At 63.8% G+C, this 21,221-nt stretch carries 21 protein-coding genes, 1 pseudogene and 1 riboswitch; of the genes and pseudogenes, 15 read left to right on the forward strand and 7 right to left on the reverse strand.

The window, feature by feature from the left end:
• Positions 1 to 14: 14 nt before the first annotated feature.
• Positions 15 to 893 (reverse strand): LpxL/LpxP family acyltransferase, encoded by an 879-nt coding sequence (locus tag AC07OK_RS10830; protein WP_494690316.1) that lies wholly within the window; start codon positions 891 to 893, stop codon positions 15 to 17.
• Positions 890 to 1,741, reverse strand: a complete 852-nt coding sequence (locus AC07OK_RS10835; protein WP_494690317.1) for a lysophospholipid acyltransferase family protein — start codon at positions 1,739 to 1,741, stop codon at positions 890 to 892. Before AC07OK_RS10835 ends, AC07OK_RS10830 begins: the two co-directional genes overlap by 4 nt.
• A 195-nt stretch (positions 1,742 to 1,936) precedes the next feature.
• Here AC07OK_RS10835 and metK point away from each other — a divergent pair, with 195 nt between their 5' ends.
• On the forward strand, positions 1,937 to 3,103 hold the full coding sequence (gene metK / locus AC07OK_RS10840; protein ID WP_494690318.1) for a methionine adenosyltransferase: 1,167 nt from the start codon (positions 1,937 to 1,939) through the stop codon (positions 3,101 to 3,103).
• 151 nt (positions 3,104 to 3,254) lie between these two features.
• Here the strand turns inward: metK and AC07OK_RS10845 are convergent, their stop codons facing one another.
• On the reverse strand, positions 3,255 to 3,767 hold the full coding sequence (locus tag AC07OK_RS10845) for a hypothetical protein (protein ID WP_494690319.1): 513 nt from the start codon (positions 3,765 to 3,767) through the stop codon (positions 3,255 to 3,257).
• A gap of 110 nt (positions 3,768 to 3,877) precedes the next feature.
• Positions 3,878 to 3,944: riboswitch (S-adenosyl-L-homocysteine riboswitch) on the forward strand.
• A 27-nt stretch (positions 3,945 to 3,971) separates the two neighbouring features.
• Between AC07OK_RS10845 and ahcY the strand changes: the two genes are divergently transcribed.
• The 3 genes from ahcY to metF all read left to right on the forward strand — a co-directional run bounded on the left by ahcY (position 3,972) and on the right by metF (position 6,649).
• Positions 3,972 to 5,399 (forward strand): adenosylhomocysteinase, encoded by a 1,428-nt coding sequence (ahcY, locus tag AC07OK_RS10850; protein ID WP_494690320.1) that lies wholly within the window; start codon positions 3,972 to 3,974, stop codon positions 5,397 to 5,399.
• Positions 5,400 to 5,478: 79 nt separating this feature from the next.
• On the forward strand, positions 5,479 to 5,829 hold the full coding sequence (locus tag AC07OK_RS10855) for a phage holin family protein (protein WP_026334838.1): 351 nt from the start codon (positions 5,479 to 5,481) through the stop codon (positions 5,827 to 5,829).
• A complete protein-coding gene (metF, locus tag AC07OK_RS10860; protein WP_217943526.1) occupies positions 5,822 to 6,649 on the forward strand; it encodes a methylenetetrahydrofolate reductase [NAD(P)H] in 828 nt (275 codons plus the stop codon). Before AC07OK_RS10855 ends, metF begins: the two co-directional genes overlap by 8 nt.
• Positions 6,650 to 6,654: 5 nt before the next feature.
• Here metF and AC07OK_RS10865 read toward each other — a convergent pair whose 3' ends face one another.
• Positions 6,655 to 7,251: a 5-formyltetrahydrofolate cyclo-ligase gene (locus tag AC07OK_RS10865; RefSeq protein WP_494690321.1), complete on the reverse strand. Its 597-nt coding sequence runs from the start codon at positions 7,249 to 7,251 to the stop codon at positions 6,655 to 6,657.
• 35 nt (positions 7,252 to 7,286) lie between these two features.
• Between AC07OK_RS10865 and AC07OK_RS10870 the strand changes: the two genes are divergently transcribed.
• The 11 genes from AC07OK_RS10870 (at position 7,287) to dsbD (ending at position 19,120) form a co-directional block, all read left to right on the forward strand.
• Complete coding sequence (locus tag AC07OK_RS10870) at positions 7,287 to 9,266, forward strand: lytic transglycosylase domain-containing protein (RefSeq protein ID WP_494690322.1); 1,980 nt, start codon at positions 7,287 to 7,289, stop codon at positions 9,264 to 9,266.
• A 26-nt stretch (positions 9,267 to 9,292) separates the two neighbouring features.
• Positions 9,293 to 10,009 carry a glutathione S-transferase family protein gene (locus AC07OK_RS10875; RefSeq protein WP_494690323.1) on the forward strand — a complete coding sequence of 239 codons (717 nt, stop codon included), beginning with the start codon at positions 9,293 to 9,295 and terminating at the stop codon, positions 10,007 to 10,009.
• A 5-nt stretch (positions 10,010 to 10,014) separates the two neighbouring features.
• Complete coding sequence (locus AC07OK_RS10880) at positions 10,015 to 11,274, forward strand: multifunctional CCA addition/repair protein (RefSeq protein WP_494690324.1); 1,260 nt, start codon at positions 10,015 to 10,017, stop codon at positions 11,272 to 11,274.
• Positions 11,271 to 11,948 (forward strand): GNAT family N-acetyltransferase, encoded by a 678-nt coding sequence (locus tag AC07OK_RS10885; RefSeq protein ID WP_494690325.1) that lies wholly within the window; start codon positions 11,271 to 11,273, stop codon positions 11,946 to 11,948. The genes AC07OK_RS10880 and AC07OK_RS10885 overlap by 4 nt, the downstream gene beginning before the upstream one ends.
• 87 nt (positions 11,949 to 12,035) lie before the next feature.
• The gene (gene mrtJ / locus AC07OK_RS10890) at positions 12,036 to 12,401 is read left to right on the forward strand and encodes a JDVT-CTERM system glutamic-type intramembrane protease MrtJ (RefSeq protein ID WP_494690326.1); all 366 of its coding nucleotides are present in this window, start codon (positions 12,036 to 12,038) and stop codon (positions 12,399 to 12,401) included.
• 21 nt (positions 12,402 to 12,422) lie between these two features.
• Positions 12,423 to 14,564 carry a choice-of-anchor D domain-containing protein gene (locus tag AC07OK_RS10895; RefSeq protein WP_494690327.1) on the forward strand — a complete coding sequence of 714 codons (2,142 nt, stop codon included), beginning with the start codon at positions 12,423 to 12,425 and terminating at the stop codon, positions 14,562 to 14,564.
• 1 nt (position 14,565) lies between these two features.
• Positions 14,566 to 15,060: a TlpA family protein disulfide reductase gene (locus tag AC07OK_RS10900; protein ID WP_494690328.1), complete on the forward strand. Its 495-nt coding sequence runs from the start codon at positions 14,566 to 14,568 to the stop codon at positions 15,058 to 15,060.
• Positions 15,057 to 15,272 (forward strand): DUF4266 domain-containing protein, encoded by a 216-nt coding sequence (locus AC07OK_RS10905; protein ID WP_494690329.1) that lies wholly within the window; start codon positions 15,057 to 15,059, stop codon positions 15,270 to 15,272. Before AC07OK_RS10900 ends, AC07OK_RS10905 begins: the two co-directional genes overlap by 4 nt.
• 8 nt (positions 15,273 to 15,280) lie before the next feature.
• Entirely contained in the window at positions 15,281 to 16,423 is a 1,143-nt protein-coding gene (locus tag AC07OK_RS10910; protein WP_494690330.1) for a DUF3570 domain-containing protein, read from the forward strand.
• 7 nt (positions 16,424 to 16,430) lie between these two features.
• Positions 16,431 to 17,327 carry an FAD:protein FMN transferase gene (locus tag AC07OK_RS10915; protein WP_494690331.1) on the forward strand — a complete coding sequence of 299 codons (897 nt, stop codon included), beginning with the start codon at positions 16,431 to 16,433 and terminating at the stop codon, positions 17,325 to 17,327.
• 11 nt (positions 17,328 to 17,338) lie between these two features.
• Entirely contained in the window at positions 17,339 to 19,120 is a 1,782-nt protein-coding gene (gene dsbD / locus AC07OK_RS10920; RefSeq protein WP_494690332.1) for a protein-disulfide reductase DsbD, read from the forward strand.
• Between the two features lie 44 nt (positions 19,121 to 19,164).
• On the opposite strand, the gene AC07OK_RS10925 is transcribed toward dsbD, so the two are convergent.
• The 3 genes and pseudogenes from AC07OK_RS10925 to AC07OK_RS10935 form a co-directional block, all read right to left on the reverse strand.
• Positions 19,165 to 20,085 carry a hypothetical protein gene (locus AC07OK_RS10925; protein ID WP_494690333.1) on the reverse strand — a complete coding sequence of 307 codons (921 nt, stop codon included), beginning with the start codon at positions 20,083 to 20,085 and terminating at the stop codon, positions 19,165 to 19,167.
• Positions 20,082 to 20,537 (reverse strand): annotated as a pseudogene (locus AC07OK_RS10930) (DUF6932 family protein). The gene AC07OK_RS10925 and the pseudogene AC07OK_RS10930 overlap by 4 nt, the downstream one beginning before the upstream one ends.
• 52 nt (positions 20,538 to 20,589) lie before the next feature.
• Positions 20,590 to 21,111 (reverse strand): Lrp/AsnC family transcriptional regulator, encoded by a 522-nt coding sequence (locus AC07OK_RS10935; protein ID WP_020704271.1) that lies wholly within the window; start codon positions 21,109 to 21,111, stop codon positions 20,590 to 20,592.
• Positions 21,112 to 21,221 lie beyond the last annotated feature (110 nt).

Raw genomic sequence — 21,221 nt, forward strand, 5'->3', positions numbered from 1 at the left:
TGCTGCCTGTGTTGTTACTCGGAACGCTGGTACAGCGAAGCTTCGCCGTTCGGGCGCGTCTTGAACCGTTTGTGCGTCCAGAAATATTCAGCCGGGGCTTCGCGCACGCGCTCCTCGATGAACTCGTTCATGCGGCGGGTGGCGGCAACCATGTCGGGACCAGGGTAATTGTCCCACACTGGATAGAATTTCACACGCCAGCCCCGGTAATCGGGCAGGAAGGTGGCGATCACCGGCAGCACCTGGGCGCCGGTGGTGGCGGCGATGCGGGCGGTGGCGGTCAGGGTGGCCGCCTCGATGCCGAAGAAGGGTACGAACTCGGCATCCTTTTCGCCGAAGTCCATGTCCGGCAGCATGAAGTAGGGCAGCTTGTCGCGCAGCGCGCGCAGGATGGGCTTGATGCCGTCCTGGCGGGTGAACAGCTTGACCGGCTTGAAGCGGGCACGGCCGGCGCGCAGCACCTGGTCGAAGGCGGCGTTTTTTTGCTGCACATACATGGACGAGGCGCTGGTCACCATGGCGATCGAGGCGCCGGCCACGTCCAGGCAGACGAAGTGCGGGCACAGCAGGATGGTCGGCCTGGCCGTCATCTCCTCCACCGGCACCGGACCCGGCTCGACCTGGATCAGGCGTTTCAGCCTGGCCTCCGACGCCCACCACAGGATGCCGCGTTCCCACACGCTGCGCGAATAGGCCTGGAAGTGGCGGCGGGCGATGTCGGTGCGCTCGGCCTCGCTCAGCTCCGGCATGCACAGGCGCAGATTGGTCAGCGTGATGTGGCGGCGCGCGCGCATCACCACGAACAGCAGGCTGCCGATGGCGTCGCCGAAACGGCCCAGCACCGGCAGCGGCAGCCAGTGCAGCAGCCACATGATTCCTAACAGCAGCTTCATGCCGGTTCTCCCGAGGCGGGCGCATCGATGCCGGCCGGCACCTTGTAGCGGTTGTAGCTCCAGAAATACTGGCTCGGGCTGCGCGCGATCAGGCGTTCCATCGCGTGGTTGATGGCCTGCGCCTGTTCGGCGGCGCTGCCGTCGAGCGTGCCGTCGAAGGGCACGAAGCGGATCACATAGCCTTTGCCGCCCGGCAGGCGCTCGGCGTAGGTGACGATGATGGTGGCGTCGCCCAGCTGGGCCAGCTTGGCCGGCAGGGTCATGGTGTAGGCGGCGCGGCCGAAGAAGGTGGCCCACACGCCTTCGCCCTCCTGCGGCACCTGGTCCGGCAGCAGGCCGATCGGCTTGCCTTTCTTGAGGCACTTGGCCAGCATGCGCACGCCGGACATGGTGGCCGGCGCCAGCAGCAGGTTGTCGCGCGCGCGGGCGCCTTCGATCAGCGGTTTCAATGCTGCTTTTTTAGGCGGACGGTACATCACCATCAGCTCGGTGCGCAGTGCGATTTCCTGCGCGACGATTTCAAAGCAGCCCAGGTGGGGCGTCAGGAACACGATGCCGCGGCCGGCGTCCAGCTCGGCCTGGACGATGGCCCAGTTCTCGTCGGTGGCGTGGCGCGACACGCGCTCCGGCCTGGCGCACCAGATGAAGGGCAGCTCGACGATGCTCTTGCCCGCCTCGGCGATGGCGGCCGACAGGTGCTGGGCATAGCCGGCCTGCGCCAGGTTGTCGCGCATGCGGCGGCGGTAGGAGGGCGAGCTCAGGTAGACCAGCCAGCCCAACGCGGCGCCCATCGCGTGTAGAAATGGCAACGGGAAGATTGAGAGAAATCGAAAAATTGGTACAAGCATGTGTAATTCGTCTAATAGAAGGGTATTTTGGCTTCTGTTGCTCTGCCAAAATTTTTTAAGAAGCGTAAAATAACACGTATGGAGTATCCGCTGAGTTAACAGACAACTTGCGAAGCGGAATATAAATATCGCTAAAGCGTCGCAAGCCGTATTGGTGAGCGACAAAACATTCTCAACCAGTATCAGGAGCTTGCGATGTCTAACGATTATCTTTTCACTTCCGAATCAGTCTCTGAAGGCCACCCGGACAAGGTCGCCGACCAAATTTCCGACGCGATTCTGGACGCCATCCTGGCCCAGGACCCGAAAGCCCGCGTTGCCGCGGAAACCCTGTGCAACACCGGCCTGGTCGTGCTGGCCGGCGAGATCACCACCTTCGCCAACGTTGATTATATTCAAGTTGCGCGCGAAACCATCAAACGCATCGGCTACGACAATACCGAATACGGCATCGACTACAAGGGTTGCGCCGTGCTGGTGGCCTACGACAAGCAGTCGCCGGACATCGCCCAGGGCGTGGACGAAGGCGCGGGGATAGACCTGGATCAAGGCGCGGGCGACCAGGGCCTGATGTTCGGCTACGCTTGCGACGAAACCGCGGAATTGATGCCGGCGGCGATCCACTACGCGCACCGCCTGGTCGAGCGCCAGTCGCAGCTGCGCAAGGACGGCCGCCTGCCATGGCTGCGTCCGGATGCCAAATCGCAAGTCACGCTGCGCTACGTCAACGGCCGCCCGGTCGCGGTCGACACCGTCGTGCTGTCGACCCAGCACGCGCCGGAAATGCAGCACAAGCAGATCGAAGAAGCGGTGATCGAAGAGATCATCAAGCAGGTGCTGCCGCGCGAATGGCTGGTCGACACCAAATACCTGGTCAACCCGACCGGCCGCTTCGTTATCGGCGGTCCACAGGGCGATTGCGGCCTGACCGGCCGCAAGATCATCGTCGACACCTACGGCGGCGCCAGCCCGCACGGCGGCGGCGCGTTCTCCGGCAAGGATCCTACCAAAGTGGACCGTTCGGCCGCCTACGCCGCCCGCTACGTGGCCAAGAACGTGGTGGCCGCCGGCCTGGCGCGCCAGTGCCAGGTGCAGGTCAGCTACGCCATCGGCGTCGCCCGTCCGATCAACATCACGGTCTACACCGAAGGCACGGGCGTGATCCCGGACGACAAGATCGCCGCGCTGGTGATGGAGCACTTCGACCTGCGTCCGAAAGGCATCGTGCAGATGCTGGACCTGCTGCGTCCGATCTACGCCAAGACCGCCGCTTACGGCCACTTCGGCCGCGAAGAGCCGGAATTCACGTGGGAACGCACCGACAAGGCCGCGATCCTGCGCGCAGCGGCCGGCCTGAAGTAATCGCCATCCGCTGAGTCAAAACGCCCCGGCCTGCGCCTGCAGCCGGGGCGTTTTGCTATTTGGGCCGTTGCGGCGGCGGCGGCGGCGGATTGGGGGGCAAATACTTTTCGCGTTGGTTTTCAGTGCTCATGCGGTTCTCCTGATCGCCCATCTATTCGGCGCGCAACATGGTATTCAATTTCCGCTGGGTCTTGACCCGCAAATGCTCCGTCAGCAGCATATCGTAGGGGAAATCACCCAGCTCGACGCGGTAGCGGCCGTGCAGCCCGAGTAATTTTTTTTCATACTCTGCGATGGGAAATTCGGTGTTGATTTTCATCCGGATAATCAGCGACCCGATGTCGTTGGTCAATGCCGTCAGTTCGGTCACCGCCGTCGCATGGATTTTAAGCCGTTTTGCAACCGAGAGTTCTTTGGACAGGATGGCGAGCAGGGCGCTGCCGGATGTAAACAACGGCCATAGAAAAGTATAGTCGGCGTTCTTCCAGAATACGAGGCCGGTGAGCGCTGCGCCTCCGGACGAGATCGCCACGGCGATCTTGGTCACGCTGTCCAGCCAGGTCCAGCGCGCCAGCAGCGCCGCTTCTAGTTCTTCGGTGTAGCTGGTGTTGTACAGTAATTGATGGGCTTCGTTCCAGATTGCATCGCGTGGGTCGATCGCCATGGCGCGCTCCGGGCAAAAAGATCACTATAGGCCGTCGGTATATGGTCTATTTGCGCAGGCTCAAACCAGAATTTCTTGCGCCTGTCCTGCCCAACGGTGCTAAAATGCGGCTTCCGAGGAGCGTTGCGACGAATCACGATTCGCCAGGCTCGGAGTCCCAAACCGCGCTCACGTTACTTTTTTCAACAATGAAAGGAGGGCGTGATGAACGCCGTACTCAAATCCGCACAAGACTTCCTGGTCGCCGACCTCTCCCTGGCCGCCTGGGGCGACAAAGAAATCAAGATCGCCGAAACCGAAATGCCTGGCCTGATGGCCATCCGTGAGGAATTCGCCGCATCGCAGCCGCTCAAGGGCGCGCGCATCACCGGTTCGCTGCACATGACCATCCAGACCGCCGTGCTGATCCAGACGCTGGAAGCGCTGGGCGCCAAGGTGCGCTGGGCCTCGTGCAACATCTACTCGACCCAGGACCACGCCGCCGCCGCCATCGCCGCCGCCGGCACCCCGGTGTTCGCGATCAAGGGCGAGACCCTGGACGAATACTGGGACTACACCCACCGCATCTTCGACTGGCCGGCGGACGCCGCCGGCAACGCGGTCTACTCGAACATGATCCTCGACGACGGCGGCGACGCCACGCTGCTGCTGCACCTGGGCGCGCGCGCCGAGAAAGACATCTCGGTGCTGGCCGCTCCCGGTTCGGAAGAAGAGATCTGCCTGTTCAACGCCATCAAGGCCCACCTGGCGATCGACCCGCTGTGGTACTCCAAGCGCCTGCCGCAGATCCTGGGCGTGACCGAGGAAACCACCACCGGCGTGCACCGCCTGTACCAGATGCACAAGGAAGGCAAGCTGGCCTTCCCGGCGATCAACGTCAACGACTCCGTCACCAAGTCCAAGTTCGACAACCTGTACGGTTGCCGCGAATCGCTGGTCGACGGCATCAAGCGCGCCACCGACGTGATGATCGCCGGCAAGGTCGCCGTGATCGCCGGCTACGGTGACGTCGGCAAGGGCTCGGCGCAGGCGATGCGCGCGCTGTCGGCGCAAGTCTGGGTCACCGAAATCGATCCGATCTGCGCACTGCAGGCCGCGATGGAAGGCTACCGCGTCGTCACCATGGACTACGCCGCCGAACACGGCGACATCTTCGTCACCTGCACCGGCAACTATCACATCCTGACCGAGAAGCACATGCTGGCCATGAAGGACCAGGCCATCGTCTGCAACATCGGCCACTTCGACAACGAGATCGATGTCGCCGCGCTGAAGAAGTACACCTGGGACAACATCAAGCCGCAAGTCGACCACGTGATCTTCCCATCGGGCAAACGCATCATCCTGCTGGCCGAAGGCCGCCTGGTCAACCTGGGTTGCGGCACCGGCCATCCGTCGTACGTGATGTCGTCGTCGTTCGCCAACCAGACCATCGCCCAGATCGAGCTGTTCGCCAACACCGACAAGTATCCGGTCGGCGTCTACGTGCTGCCTAAGCACCTGGACGAAAAAGTCGCGCGCCTGCAGTTGAAGAAACTGAACGCGCAGCTGACCGTGTTGACCGAAGAGCAAGCGTCGTACATCGGCGTGTCGCAAGCCGGCCCGTACAAGCCAGACCACTACCGTTATTAATCTGCCGGTGTGAAGCGGGGCCGGCGGAATCGCCGGCCCTGTTTTTATCCAGTCCTTATTTTTGCAGCGAGTTCATTTTATGCGTTTGGTCCTTACCTGGTTAATCAATGCAATTGCCTTGCTGGCAGTTCCCTACCTGATGCATTCCGTCGATGTCACAAGCATAGGCGCAGCCCTCGTCGCGGCTCTTGTACTGGGCCTGGTCAATACGCTGATACGCCCCGTGCTGTTGTTGCTGACGTTGCCCGTGACCGTGGTGTCGCTGGGCCTGTTCATCTTCATCATCAACGGCTTCATGTTCTGGCTGGTCGCCCAATGGGTGGACGGCTTCCACGTCGATAGCTTTGCGTCGGCGATCGGTGGCGCACTGTTGTACAGCGTGATTTCCTGGGCCCTGTCTACCTTACTTTTGAAGAAGTCAGATGGCTAATCATAATTTCAGTATCGAGTTCTTTCCGCCCAAGACGGCGGAGGGTGCGGAAAAGCTGCGCGTCACGCGCGCCAAGCTGTCCGAGCTCAAACCCAAATATTTTTCCGTGACCTTCGGCGCCGGCGGCAGCACGCAGCGCGGCACGCTCGACACCGTGGTGGAAATCCTCGCCGCCGGTGAAGACGCCGCGCCGCACCTGTCCTGCGTCGGCGGCACGCGCGAGTCGATCCGCGAGATCCTCACGGAATTCAAGGCCCACAACATCAAGCGCATCGTCGCGCTGCGCGGCGACCTGCCGAGCGGCTACGGCGCGGCCGGCGAGTTCCGCTACGCGAACGAGCTGGTGGAGTTCATCCGCCAGGAGACCGGCGAATGGTTCCACATCGAAGTGGCGGCCTATCCGGAAGTGCACCCGCAGGCCAAGTCGCCGCAGGACGACCTGCTGGCGTTCGAGCGCAAGGTGAAGGCCGGCGCCAACGCCGCCATCACCCAGTACTTCTACAACGCCGACGCCTACTTCCAGTTCGTCGAGCAGACCCGCAAGATCGGCATCGACGTGCCCATCGTGGCCGGCATCATGCCGATCACGAACTACACGCAGCTGATGCGCTTCTCGGACATGTGCGGCGCCGAGATCCCGCGCTGGGTGCGATTGAAGCTGGCCAGCTTCGGCGACGACAGCGCCTCGATCAAGGCCTTCGGCCTGGACGTGGTGACGGCGCTGTGCGAACGCCTGCTGGCGGGCGGCGCGCCCGGCCTGCACTTCTACAGCATGAACCAGGCCGCGGCCACCACCGCGCTGTGGCAACGGCTGGTGTAATTCGATCAGTGTAATTCGGTGATGATGCGGTCCAGCGCCACATCGTGACCATCGCTGTCGAACCGCACCTGCAGGCACTGGTAGGCTATGCCCAGTGTCTGTGGACGCGGTGAGCGCGCCAGCGTGCGGTCGTAGAAGCCGCCGCCGTATCCCAGCCGGTAGCCCTGCGGATTGAATCCCAGGCACGGCACCAGCAGCGCCGGCGGATACGCCTGCTGCAAGCGCAGCTCGGCCGGCACCGCCACCCCCATCGCATCCTTGACCATCGCCTCGCCGATGCGCCATTCGGCGAACTCCAGCGCCGCATGTTTTTCCACCACCACCGGCAGCAGCAGCCGCGCGCCCAGGCGCGCCAGTTCCGCGTAGGCCGCGTGCAGATCCGGCTCGTCGCGCAGCGGCCAGTACACGCCCAGCGCCGCCGGCTGCGCGGCCTTCCACCATGCGATCACCTGCTCGCCGATCGCATGGTCCCACGCGGCGCGCGTAGTGGCGTCCAAAGCGCGCCGCGCAGTCAACAATTGCTTGCGTAAATCGGCCTTTTGCGGGGCTGGCGGGGCTGGTGGTGCGGTCGTGGCGCGTGGTATTCTAGGGTCGCTGGTCATAGGTTCAGATTTTCAAGACTTTAGAGAGTTGCACATTGATTTCCGCTTTAAAATGGATTGCCGGCGCCGCCGCCTTTGCCGCCGTGGCCATGAGCTCCCTGGCCCACGCCGACGACCTTGGCGATGACGGCCGCAGGGCGGACGATTCCTTCCTGCTGCTGCGCGACGCCGTGCGCCAGGACGACGCATCCAAGGCCGATTTCTACGCCGCCCGCCTGGGCGATTATTCCATTCCGTCCTACGTCGATTATTATCGGCTGAAACCGCGCCTGAGGGATACTTCGCAAGCGGAAATCCGCGATTTCATGAAACGCTACGAAGGCCAGGCCATCGTCGACCGCCTGCGCAACGACTGGCTGCTGGACCTGGGCCGCAAGCGCGACTGGGCCACCTTCGACGAGCAGCTGCCGCTGTTCGTGTTGAACGACGACACCCAGGTCAAATGCTACGCGCTGCAATCGCGCGCGCTCAAGGGCCAGAAGGTGGCCGGCGACGCGCGCGAGCTGCTCACCGCGCCGAACGGCTACGGCGAAGCCTGCGCGGGCCTGATCGCCACGCTGTACCAGGCCGGCCAGTTCAACATCGACGACCTGTACGCGCAACTGCGCCTGTCCGGCGAGTACAACGCCACCGGCCAGGCGCGCCGCATCGTCGCGCTGTTGGACGGGAACGAGAAGAAGGCCGTGCAGGCGGTCGACCTGCCTGCCATCGCGCTGGCCAAGGGCGTGGGTAACGGCCGCGTCGAACACGAGATCTACATCGTCGCCATCGGCCGCATGGCCAAGACCAGCATCAAGCTGGCGGTGCTGGCGCTGAACAAGGCCGCACCCAAAATGAGCCCGCAGGAACAGCAGGAAGCCTGGGCCGCGGTGGCGCTGCAATCGTCGTATTCGCTGTCGCCGGAGACCACCGAGTACTGGCAGAAATCGAACGGCGCCGCGCTGTCGATCGACCAGATCCAGTGGAAGACCCGCATCGCGCTGCGCAACGGCGACTGGAAGCAGGTGGAGAAAAACATCCGCAGCATGCCGTCCGCGCTGCGCGCCGATCCGGCCTGGGTCTATTGGCTGGGCCGCGCGCTGATGCTGCAGGCGGGCTCCATCCAGGCCACCGGCGAGGCGATGCAGCTGTTCCGCAGCATTTCGGACCAGTCCAACTTCTATGGCCAGCTGGCGCTGGAGGAAACCGGCAAGCTGATTACCATTCCGCTGCCTGGCCTGCCGATCGGCCAGTCCGAAATCGTGCCGATCGCCGCCAATCCCAACTTCCAGCGCGCCATCAAGTTCTTCAGCATGCGCCTGCGCTTCGAAGGCACGCGCGAATGGAACTGGGGCCTGCGCGGCCTGAGCGAACGCGAACACCTGGCCGCCGCCGAATTCGCGCGCCAGAACAATATCCTCGACCGCATGGTCAACACCTCGGACCGTACCCGCATCCAGGTCGACTACACGCAGCGCTTCCCGGCGCCGCACATCGACATCATGCACCCGACCACGCAGACGCTGGGCCTGGACAAGGCCTGGGTCTACGGCCTGATACGGCAAGAGTCGCGCTTCATCATGGACGCGCAATCGAACGTCGGCGCCTCCGGCCTGATGCAGGTGATGCCGTCCACCGGCCGCTGGGTCGCCAAGAAGATCGGCCTGGCCGACTTCGCGCAGGAGATGCTGAGCGACGTGCGCACCAACATCCTGCTGGGCGCGAACTACCTGAACATGGTGCTGGGGAATATGGACGGCTCGCAGGTGCTGGCCACCGCCGCCTACAACGCCGGGCCGGGCCGCCTGCGCTCGTGGCGCTCGACCTTGACCAAGCCGATGGACAGCGCGGTCTTCATCGAGTCGATCCCGTTCGTCGAAACCCGCACCTATGTCAAGAACGTGATGTCGAACACCACCTATTACGCGGCGCTGTTTGAAGGCCGCCCGCAATCGTTGAAGGCGCGCCTGGGCAACGTCGCGCCTAGAGGCTATACCGAACAGGAACAGCAGGAATCGAGCTTCGGCTCGCGCTGACATCTACAACCACTTTTGGACGCACCATGCAGACCACTCAACTTGATCCCAGCCTGTCGCAAACCCTGGCCACCGCGCGCGAGCCGGGCCTGACGCTCATCATCGGCAACAAGAACTATTCGTCGTGGTCGATGCGTCCGTGGGTGGCGATGACCGCCTTCGGCATCCCGTTCCAGGAGGTGCGCGTGCTGCTCGACCAGGACGACACCGCCAACCGCATCTGCGGCTACTCGGCCAGCGGCCGCGTGCCGGTGCTGCTGGCCGGCGAGATGACGATCTGGGACAGCCTGGCGATCTGCGAATACCTCGCCGAGCAATTCCAGGAACTGCACCTGTGGCCGCAGGACGTGGCCGCGCGCGCGATGGCGCGTTCGGTGTGCGCCGAGATGCACGCCGGTTTCAGCGACCTGCGCACCTCGATGTCGATGAACATCCGTGCCAGCTATCCGGGCAAGGGCCGCACCAACGGCACCCAGGCCGACATCGGCCGCATCAGCGAAATCTGGGAAGAGTGCCTGTCGCGCTTTGGCCACCACCAGTTCCTGTTCGGCGAATTTTCGATCGCCGACGCCTATTACGCGCCGGTGGTGATGCGTTTCCGCACCTATGGCGTATCGCTGGCGCCGGCGCTGGACGCCTACTGCCAGCGCGTGCTGGCCCATCCCGCCGTGGCCCGCTGGGTCGAGGAAGCGATGGCCGAAACCGAAATGGCGCCCAAGCACGACGCCGAAATGCCGGACTGACGATTATGCGGATTTATGTAGTCGGCGGCGCCGTGCGCGATGAACTGCTTGGCCTGCCGGTCAAGGACCATGATCACGTGGTCGTTGGCGCCACGCCGGACGACATGCTGGCCAAGGGCTTTCGCCCGGTCGGCAAGGATTTCCCGGTGTTCCTGCACCCGAAGACGCAGGAAGAATATGCGCTGGCCCGCACCGAACGCAAGACCGCGCCCGGCTACAAGGGCTTTGTGTTCCACACCTCGCCCGACGTCACGCTGGAAGACGATCTGGTACGCCGCGACCTGACCATCAACGCCATCGCCCGCGCGGACGACGGCACGCTCACCGATCCATACGGCGGCCGGCGTGATCTGGAACAGCGCATCTTCCGTCACGTTTCCGAGGCGTTCGCCGAAGACCCGGTGCGCATCCTGCGCGTGGCCCGTTTCGCCGCCCGTTTCAGCGACTTCCGCGTGGCGCCGGAAACCAATGCGCTGATGCGGCAGATGGTCGAGCAAGGCGAAGTCGATGCGCTGGTGCCGGAGCGTGTTTGGCAGGAACTGTCGCGCGGCCTGATGGAAGACAAGCCGTCGCGCATGCTGGAAGTGCTGCGCGATTGCGGCGCACTGGCGCGCATCCTGCCGGAGCTGGACGTATTGTGGGGCGTGCCGCAGCCAGAGAAGTGGCATCCCGAGATCGACACCGGCATCCACATGCTGCAAGTGATCGACTGCGCGGCGGAAGCCGGCCACGAACTGGCCACGCGCTTCGCCTGCCTGATGCACGACCTGGGCAAGGGCGCCACGCCGCCTGACAACTGGCCCGCGCACCACGGCCACGAGGGCCTGGGCGTCAAGCTGGTGGAACAGGTATGCAAACGCCTCAAGGTGCCTACCGAATGCCGCGACCTGGCAGTGATGACGGCGCGCGAACACGGCAACGTCGGCCGCGCGCTGCAGCTGCGACCCAATACCGTGGTCACCCTGCTGGAGCGCTGCGACGCCTTCCGCAAGCCGGCGCGCTTCTCGCAGATGCTGCTGGCGACCGAATGCGATTCGCGCGGCCGCATCGGCCCAAGCGCCAGCTTCCGCGACGCGCCGTTCCCGCAACGGACGCACCTGGAGACGGCGCTGGCCGCCGCGCGCGGCGTCAACGCCGGCGAAATCGCGCAAGGCTGTGCCGCCACTCCACAACGCATCCCGGAATTGGTGCATCGCGCGCGCGTGGCGGCGGTGAAGCTGGCGCTGAATGCCGGCGATGATGAAGAGGACGCGGCGGAAATATGAGCTCGATCGACCTTTTCCAGAACCCGCTGCGCCGCTGGGGCAAGCACAAAGACGGCAAACACCGTCCCACGGTTCTGGTCAAGGAGCTGCGCGAGCGCGATCGGCGGCGCATGGTCAAGCACTTCCTTGGCCTCGAGGACAGCGACCGCCTGCTGCGCTTCGGCACCGTGCTGCCGGACGAGCAGGTGGCGAACTACGTCAACCGCATCGACTTCACGCGCGACATGGTGTTCGGCGTCTACAACCGCGTGTTCAAGCTGGTGGCGGTGGGCCACCTGGCGTTTGCGCCGCGCGACGAATCGAAGAGCGCCGTCACCGACAAGGAAAGGGTGGCGGAATTCGGCGTATCGGTCAGCCGCTCGGCGCGCGGCATGGGCATGGGCACCAAATTGTTCGAGCGCGCCGCCATCCACTGCCGCAACAACGACGTCGACACGTTGTATATGCACTGCCTGTCGTCCAATAAGACCATGATGCACATCGCGAAAAAAGCCGGCATGGAGATCCATCGCGACTACGGCGAAGCGGACGCCTACCTGAAACTGCTGCCGGCCAACCCGGCCAGCATGCTGCAAGAAGCGCTGGACGAGCAATTCGCCACGCTGGATTACACCCTCAAGGCCAACAAGCGCATCGCCGCGAAATGGCTCGACCGCCTGCTCGGCCGAAAATAAATCTCTCCCCGCTAGAACCTTTGCTGCGCGGCCGGGTATGAACGGTCGGACAAGATACGCAACCGGCAGCAAAACCACCCATATTCCGTGTCGTCGATTACTCAATTTTGCAGCATGCAGTTGCAGGCGCCGGACTTCGCCGTCTGCCTACGTTTGCTGCTGCTCTCGCCGGCGCTGGAGGAATGCGTGGTCAGGACCGGGCTACAGGAGTGGATGACGCGTCAGCTGGCCGCCCGCAACGGCGGCCTGCCTTTGACGCAGGGCGGACCCGTGCTGGTATCGACGGCGGTTTTCGGCTTGCTGCATATAGGCTCCGGGTGGCAGCACGCGCTGGCGGTGCTGGCGCCGGGACTGGCGCTGGCGCTGCTCTACCAGCGCAGCCGAAGCTGGAGCTGGTGCGCCCTGGCGCACAGCGGCATGAATGCGTTTGCGATCTCTGTCTGCGGCTTATAGATCAAACTACAGGAGAGTGTCATGACAGGCTTGTTAGCAAAGGTGTTCCGGCTTCGGTGGACTGCGGTCCTGCTGGTCGGTGTGATGGGGCAGGGCGCCAATGCGGCTGATGCCTTGAACGGCAAGAGCCTGTATCTGAATGGACCGGTGTCCGGCGGCGCTTCGTGCGCTACCTGCCACAGTGCCACGCCGGCGAATAACGTCAACGGCATCCTGGCGGCTGCCAACCAACCGTCCGTGATCCAGAACGCCATCGCCACCAACAAGGGCGGCATGGGGAGCCTGTACAGCGGAAAATTCAGCGCGACAGAGTTGGATGACCTGGCCGCCTTCATTGGCAATCCGAACGTGGTGGCGGCACCGGCAGCCTCGCTGGCGCCGGCCAGCCTGACCTTCAGCGGCACCAATATCGGCCAGACGGCCGGCCCGCTGGCCGCCACCCTGAGCAATACCGGCAACGCCACGCTCAATATCGGCACCATCTCCATCGCTGGCGCGGCGGCGGGCGACTTCAGTACCGCCGGCGGCAGTTGCACCAACGGCGGCGCCGTCGCGGCGGGCGCCAGCTGCACCGTGCAGGCCAGCTTCAAGCCGACAGCGGCCGGCGCGCGCGCCGCCTCGCTGACCATCACGCACAACGCCACCGGCGGCAGCAGCAGCGTCGCGCTCAGCGGAACGGGCAACGCCACGCCGCAAGCGACCATCGCCTTGTCGGCGGCCAGCGTCAATTTCGGCACGCTGCTGACGGGATCTCCTTCCGCCGTATCGACCATCACCGTCAGTAATAGCGGACAGGCCGCGCTGACCTTCAGCTCCATCGCGCTGGGCGGCGCCAATGCCGGCATCTTCACGCTGGGCGGCAGCTGCGCCGTCGCCACGCCGGTGCCTGCGGGCGGCAACTGCACGGTGACGCTGCAAGCGCTGCCGGTTGCAGCCGGCGCCTTCTCCGCCAGCCTGACGCTGGCCTCCAACGCGTCCAACGGCAGCGCCACGGTCGGCCTGTCCGGCAGCGCCGCCACGCCGGCGCCGGCATTGACGGCCACGCCGTCGGCCATCGCCTTCGGCGCGCAGACCATCGGCGCCGCCGCAGTGGCGCGGACGGTCACGCTGGCCAACACCGGCAATGTCGTCATCGGTTTGAACAACATAGGCCTGACTGGATCGGGCGCGGCCAGCTTCAGCCTGGGCGGCAGCGATTGCGGCGCCAGCCTGGCGGTGGGCGCCAGCTGCGCCGTGCCGGTGCGCTTTGCACCGACGGCGGAAGGCGCGGTGACGGCGGCGCTGGCGGTGAGCTCTAACGCGGCTGCGCTGCAAGTCGGCATCACTGGCAGCGGCACCAAGCAGGCCACGGCGACGCCGTTGCTGTCCGAAGCCGGTCCGATAGTCTTCGCCGATACGCAAGTCGGCAGCAGCGCGGCGGTTCATGCGACCACGCTGTCCAACAGCGGCAACGCATCGCTGAGCATTGCCACGTTGACGCTGGGCGGCAACCAGCCGGGCGACTTCGTCCTCGGCGGCAGCTGCGCCGCCAACGCCACGGTCGCTCCGGGCGCCAGCTGCACCTTGACCACCGCGTTCAAACCCGTGGCCGCCGGCGCCCGCAGCGCCGACTTGCTGCTGGTGACCGACGGCGGCGCGCAGTTCCATCTGGCGCTGCAGGGCAACGGCGTGGCCGTCGCCATCAGCACGCCGTCGCTGACGATCGCGCCGCAGAGCTTTGACTTCGGTGCCGTCGTCATCGGCAGCGCCGCGCCGACGCGCCGCTTCACGCTGACCAATAGCGGCGCCGCCGCCGTCACGCTGGCCAGCGCCGCCTACACCGGCCCGTTCGCCGCCGTGGCGGACAGCACCGGCTGCGCGGCCTTCCCGTTCACGCTGGCGCCGGGCGTCTCGTGCGACCTGGTGGTGGGCTATACGCCGGTCAACGCCGGCAGCAACAGCGGCAGCGTGGCGATACAGGCCAGCGTCGCCGGCAGCAGCTGGACCATCGCGCTGAGCGGCCAGGGTACGGCGGCGGCAAGCAACGCCGCGCCGACAAACAAGGGCGGCGGCGGTTGCTCGGCCTCGGACGACGTCAACGATCCGATGATGGTGTTCCTGATCATCGCGGCGGCCATCGCCATCGGCTGGCGCCGTCGGCAATCGAAACGCATCGGAGGCTGACATGAAACCGATATGGATCGCCATGCTGCTGGCTGCCGCATTGAGCGCAGCCCCGGCCTGGGCGCTGGAGAAGGGCGCGGCCGCGCCGCAGTTCGACCTGCAAGGGGTGGACGGCGCGGTGAAGCTGGCCAAGCTGCAGGGCAAGGTGGTGTATGTGGACTTCTGGGCCTCCTGGTGCGGCCCGTGCCGCCAGTCCTTCCCGTGGATGAACGAGATGCAGGCCAAGTATGGCGCCAGGGGCCTGCAGATCATCGGCGTCAACGTCGACGCCAACAGCGCCGACGCGCGCCAGTTCCTGACGACGACGCCGGCGCGCTTCGCCATCGGCTTCGATCCGCAGGGCGCCACGCCGCGCAGCTACGGCATCAAGGGCATGCCGAGCAGCGTGCTGATTGGGCCGGACGGCAAGGTGCTGCTGGAGCATTCCGGCTTCCGCGACACCGACCGCACCGAGTTGGAAAGCAAAATTCAGAACGCATTGGGAGCCGTCAAATGAAATCGCTACTGTTGATCGCGCTGGCGGCCGGCCTGTCCGGTTGCGCCACGCTGGGCAATGTGCAGCCCTGGGAGAAGGGCACGCTGGCGCGCACCGAGATGACCTTCGGTGACGGCCATCTGTTCACACGCTTCGACGACCATATCTACACCAGCCGCGAGGCTTCGTCCGGCGGCGCCGGCGTGGGTGGCGGCGGTTGCGGCTGCAATTGAGGACCACCATGACGAGTAACGAAGACAAAGCATCGGGGCGCGGCCTGGCCGCCTCCATCATGACGGCGGCGCTGATGCTGCCCGGCGTGCAGGCGCATGCCGAAACGCCGCCGGCCAACGGCAACATCACGCTGGGCTATCTGAACTACAAGGATAGCCAGTCTGGCCTCGACCGCATCACCGTGCATTCGCCGTCGGTGGCCATCATGGCGCCGGTGGCCGGTGTGTGGAGCATCGGCGCCTCGCTGGTGTCGGATGATGTGTCGGGCGCTTCGCCGCGCTACCACACGGCGATCTCCGGCGCCTCGCACATGCAGGACCACCGGACTGCGGGCGATGCGTCGGCCACGCGCTATTTCGAACGGGGCAGCGTGACCGTCGGCGCGGCGTATTCGACCGAGCACGATTACGTGTCGCGCGCGCTGTCGCTGCAAGCCAGCCTGGAGAGCGAGAGCAAGAACACCACCTGGACCGTCGGCGTCGGCCACGCGGACGATCGCATCGATCCGGTCAACAAGATCGTCAGCAACGAGAAGAAGCGCACCAGCAGCCTGCTGCTGGGCGTGACGCAGGTGCTGACGGCCAACGACATCGCCCAACTGACGCTGACGCACAGCCAAGGCGAGGGCTATTTCTCCGATCCGTACAAGGCGCTGGACAACCGCCCGCGCAGCCGCAACGAAAGCACGCTGCTGGCGCGCTGGAATCACCACCTGGCGTCGACCGGCGGCACCAGCCGGCTGTCCTACCGCTATTACCGCGACAGCTTCGGCGTGCGCGGGCATACGCTGGGCGCCGAATATGTGCAGCCGCTGTCGCAGGGCTGGACGGTGACGCCGGAAGTGCGGCTGTATTCGCAGAGCGCGGCGAGCTTCTACTACGATCCGTTCTACGACGCCAAGCTGGGTGCGCCGTTCCCGCCTGGGTACAACGGCAGCGGCTACATGTCGGCCGACCAGCGCCTGTCCGGCTTTGGTGCGGTGACGTTGGGCCTGAAGGTCAGCAAGCAGCTGGACAAGCTGTGGTCCGTCGACGTGAAGGCGTCGGTGTACCAGCAGCGCGGCAGCTGGCGCCTGTTCCACGAAGGCAGTCCTGGCCTGGATGCATTGCGGGCGCAGACGATACAGATTGCAATCAACCGGCAGTGGTAGACGCAAAATGATAGACGCGATTCACCGCACCACGTTCCAGGCCATGGCCAGCCGCTGCGAGTTGCGGTTCGCCGCGCCGGACGCGCAGTCGGCGGCGCTGCTGGCGCAGCAGGCCATGGACGAGGTGCTGCGTATCGAAACCAAGTATTCGCGCTACCGGCCGGACAGCATCGTCTCGCGCATCAATGCGGCGGCGGGCAAGGAGGCGGTGCGCTGCGACAGCGAGACCATGTCGCTGATGGCTTACGCGGCGGCGCTGCACGGCGCCAGCGAGGGGCTGTTCGACATCACCTCCGGCGTGCTGCGGCGGGCCTGGGATTTTCGCCAGCCCAAGGTGCCGCGCAAGGAAGTGCTGGAGCCCTTGCTGGCGCTGGTCGGCTGGGACAAGGTGGAGTGCGGTGCGGAGGACGTGGCTCTGCGGCAGTCCGGGATGGAGATCGATTTCGGCGGCTTCGGCAAGGAGTATGCGGCGGACCGCGCGGCGGCGCTTTTGGCCGACGCGGGCGTCAGGCATGGCTATGTGAATTTGGGCGGCGACATGCGCTTCATCGGTCCGCGCCTGAACGGGCGGCCGTGGAGCATCGGCATCCAGGACCCGCGCGATGCGGACAGCGTGATCGCGAGCATACCGGTCAGCACGGGCGCGCTGGCCACCAGCGGCGATTATGAGCGCTACTTCGAGCTCGATGGGCAGCGCTACTGCCACATCCTCGACCCGCGCGATGGCATGCCGGTGCGCTACTGGCGCTCGGTCAGCGTGCTGGCGCCGATGGCGATCGCCGCCGGCAGCTGTTCGACCATCGCGATGCTGAAACAGCAGGATGGCTTGAATTTTTTGAATGCGTCGGACATGGGGTATCTGGCCGTGAACGATCAGGGGCAGATGCTGTTCAGGGATGTTTGAATGAGGTGGAAATGATGAACAATTGGATGACGCGTTTGATGGCGTTGCTGGTGGCGGTAATCGCCCTGGCCACTGGCGCACGAGCGGATGATTTTCTGGAGCCGGATCAGGCGTTCCAGCTGAAGGGTGAGTTGATGGATGCGCACACGGTTCGCCTGTCGTGGGCAATCGCGCCGGGCTATCATTTGTACCGGGACCGCCTGAGTTTCAAGGCGGACGGCGCGCAGCTGGAAGCGCCGGTGCTGCCGGCAGGGTTGCGCAAGTTCGACACCAACTTCAACAAGGAGATGGAAACTTACCAGGATAGTCTGGTGGTCACGCTGCCGGCGACTGCGGCGGCAGCGTTCACACTGCACGTAGGCTATCAGGGATGTGCGGACGCGGGCCTATGCTACTCACCTGCGACGCAGAGTTACCGCGTCGATCCGTCGGCGCCGGGCAAGCTGGTGGCGGGTGACGTATCGCAAGCCGCCGCGCCGGTCCATGAAGACGATAGCTCGCTCGCCCAGCGCACGCTGCAAAGCGGCAGCGCATGGCGCATCGGACTGGCCTTCTTCGCCTTTGGCCTGCTGCTGTCGTTCACGCCGTGTGTGCTGCCGATGGTGCCTATCCTGTCCTCGATCATCGTGGGTGAAGGCGCGGTCTCGCGCAGCCGCGGCTTCTCGCTGGCGCTGGCGTACTGCCTGGGCATGGCGCTGGTCTACACCTCGCTCGGCGTGGCGGCCGGCTTGGCGGGCGAAGGGCTGGCCGGCGCGCTGCAAAAGCCGTGGGTGCTGCTGACGTTCGGCGCGCTGCTGGTCGGCCTGGCCTTGTCGATGTTCGACGTCTACCAGTTGCAGTTGCCGAGCGCCCTGCAAAGCCGCTTGAGCGCGACCAGCGGCAACATGGGCGGCGGCCGCTTCGCCGGCGTGTTCGTCATGGGCGCCTTGTCGGCGCTGATCGTCGGCCCGTGCGTGGCCGGGCCGCTGGCCGGTGCGCTGCTCTACATCAGTCAGACGCGCAACGTCTGGACCGGCGGCTGGGCCTTGTTCTCGATGGCGGTCGGCATGAGCGTGCCGCTGTTGTTGACCGGGATCTCGGCCGGCAGCCTGCTGCCGCGCGCCGGCGCCTGGATGAATGGCGTGAAGAAGATCTTCGGCCTGCTGCTGATCGCGGTGGCGATCTGGATGATCACGCCGGTGTTCCCGGTGACGGTGATGATGGCGTTGTGGGGGATGTTCGCGCTGCTGTGCGCAGTATTCCTGCATGTGCTGGAGCCGCTGCCGGCCGGCGCCAAGTCCGGCCTGGGCGCCTATGTCGGCAAGACGCTGGGGCTGGCTTTCCTGGTCGGCGGCCTGTTCGAACTGGCGGGCGCCGCCAGCGCCGGCCGCGATGTGCTGCAACCGTTGGGCCATCTGAGCCTCGCCCGCGCAGAGGGCGCGGCGCCGGCCGGCGACGAGATCCGCTTCAGCCGCATCAAGACCGTGGCAGAACTGGATCAGGTGCTGGCGTCGAGCACCACGCCGGTGATGCTGGACTTCTACGCCGACTGGTGCGTGTCCTGCAAGGAGATGGAGCGCTTCACCTTCTCCAAGCCGGCCGTCAGCGGCAAGTTGAAGCAGGTGCGTTTGATCCAGGTGGACGTCACCGCCAACAGCGCCGACGACAAGGCCCTGATGAAGCGTTTCGGCCTGTTCGGCCCGCCGGGCATCATCCTGTTCAACGGCGGCAAGGAAATCCCCAACAGCCGCGTGATCGGCTTCCTGGCCGCCGATCCATTCCTGCAGCACCTGGCGCGTTTTGTCATCTCCTGAAGTGCATCAAACATCAGGACTGTAACGCGCTGCCGGTCAATAGTCTAAGAGGGATCTGAGATGTCGATGAGTAATCGTCTGAACACATCTCTCTTAGCAATTGCATCCCTATACTTAGTGGTGCTCACGTGAAGATTAGTGAGCTTTGCGATCGACAAATGCTGAACTTTTTCAGTCAGGTCGAGAGGGAATCGCACCATCATCTTGCCCTCAAAAGTTCGAAGCTCTAGTTTCCCCGTGTCGGTTATCGCGGATACTCTACCTGAGATATTTTCTGTGTACGTTATCGTGTCCGCCACAGCTGCAAGTAGAGTCCGGATTCGCTTAATCTCATCAGAACTGCCTTGCCAGGTATGTTTGCCGGCCAAGGAGTGCCAAGTAAATTCTGCAGACATGCCAGCACTGCTAATTTCACGCATCGCATCGCCAAAATAGTGGGCGGCCTTACCACCAACAGCATCAACAGCATCATAAAACTCGTCGTTTTTTGCTGTGAGCAGCCGAAAAGTCTGCTGTAAGGTGGACTGTAGAAGACTTTCTCCGGAAAGGTCTGTGGACGTATTCCCGGTTACCAATACACGAGTTGAACCACCTGCGATGCCTGCCAGTTTAAGGTTCAATATATCCGCTATTTCCTTGCCAACGCGTCCTTCAGACAAGCCGTGCCGAATACGATAGGCAGCGGCCTTCCAAGCTTTAGATAAAGGATCTGCTATCTTGATGAAGGCGTCGAGAGAAATCGATCCATTTGCTCGCGGACCCATAAATCGCAAGTCCATCAATTCGCCAGCTTCTTGAGCATAAGCAACCGCGAGGGTTTGCATCGCATCGCTGGCTGCCTGCCGCTGATTGTTCGCAGCAATCGTCAGCCACTGATCCCCAGGATTCATGCTGACGCGTGCGTCAGTAGCCGCAGCGAATTCACTGAGCGTTTGAGCATGCCTCTTCAAAAAATCTATGCTCATATTTTTAGCTCCACAAATCCCTTCGGCGTTTTTTCGTCGTGCTGGAAGCCGAATAAACCGCGAAAATATGCCTGTCGATGCAATCTTTCCTTTTCGTCTGGCTTCTCCATGTACAGGTCCAGGCCGAATCTAATTTTTGCTGCATTCCGATCGGTAAGCTCTCGAACCTCCACCCACTGTTCCGTGGTGAGATTCGTGGTCGTAGCAGGATCCCACATCATGCAATCAATGTCCTCTGGGCCATACTTTGACGTCAAAAAAGACCCATCTATTCAAAGTATAGCCTGTACATGTAAAGCCTGAAGTTTTTGAACCCATTGTTGGAACGACGCAAATAATAGGGCGCGCCGAGCATCCGCCGAGAACGGGGTCACGGCGAGCGACTGAAGTTCAGCCATGGTCAGCGCATGGATTCCAGCGGGTAGGAGCGGAGGGAAGTCTGCTTTTTTCAATGTTCAGAATCCATCCGTCGAAGTTCCATTAGTTAGGCAAGCACAGGTTACGTTATACCAGCGGCAGCGCGGTGGTGTCCTTGATGCGCTGCAGGGCGAACGAGGATTTCACGTCCAGCACCGCCGGGTGGCGCAGCAGCGTCGCCATCATGAAGCGCGAGAAGTGGTCCATGTCTTCCACGTGCACCCGCAGCAGGTAATCCATCTCGCCCGTCATCGCGTAGCAGGCCACCACTTCCGGCCACTGCTCCACCGACACCGCGAAATCCGCGCGCGGCGACACCGGCGCGTTGGGCGCGCCCAGCGCGCGGGCGTTGCTGTGCGCCGCCGCATCGCTGTGCTTCTCCAGCCGCACGTTGACATAGGCCAGCAGGCCCAGGCCGATCTTGTCCGGGTCCAGCAGCGCCACGTATTGGCGGATCACGCCCGCCTCTTCCAGCCGCTTGATGCGGCGCAGGCAGGGCGAGGGCGATAAGGCCACCAGCTCCGCCACATCCTGGTTCGACAGCCGGCCGTCGGCCTGCAAAATTGACAAAATTTTACGATCGGTTTTGTCCAGCGCAATTTTGGTCATAAATACCTCAAAAATTCATGGTTCAGGCAATATTATTGCGCAGAACCGCGATGCGTGGGAATTGTTTGCAATTTAATGCTGGTGAAGCGGGTCTATACTGTGCGCTATTC

It is taken from the genome of Duganella sp. GW821-FHT07G03, assembly GCF_059418605.1.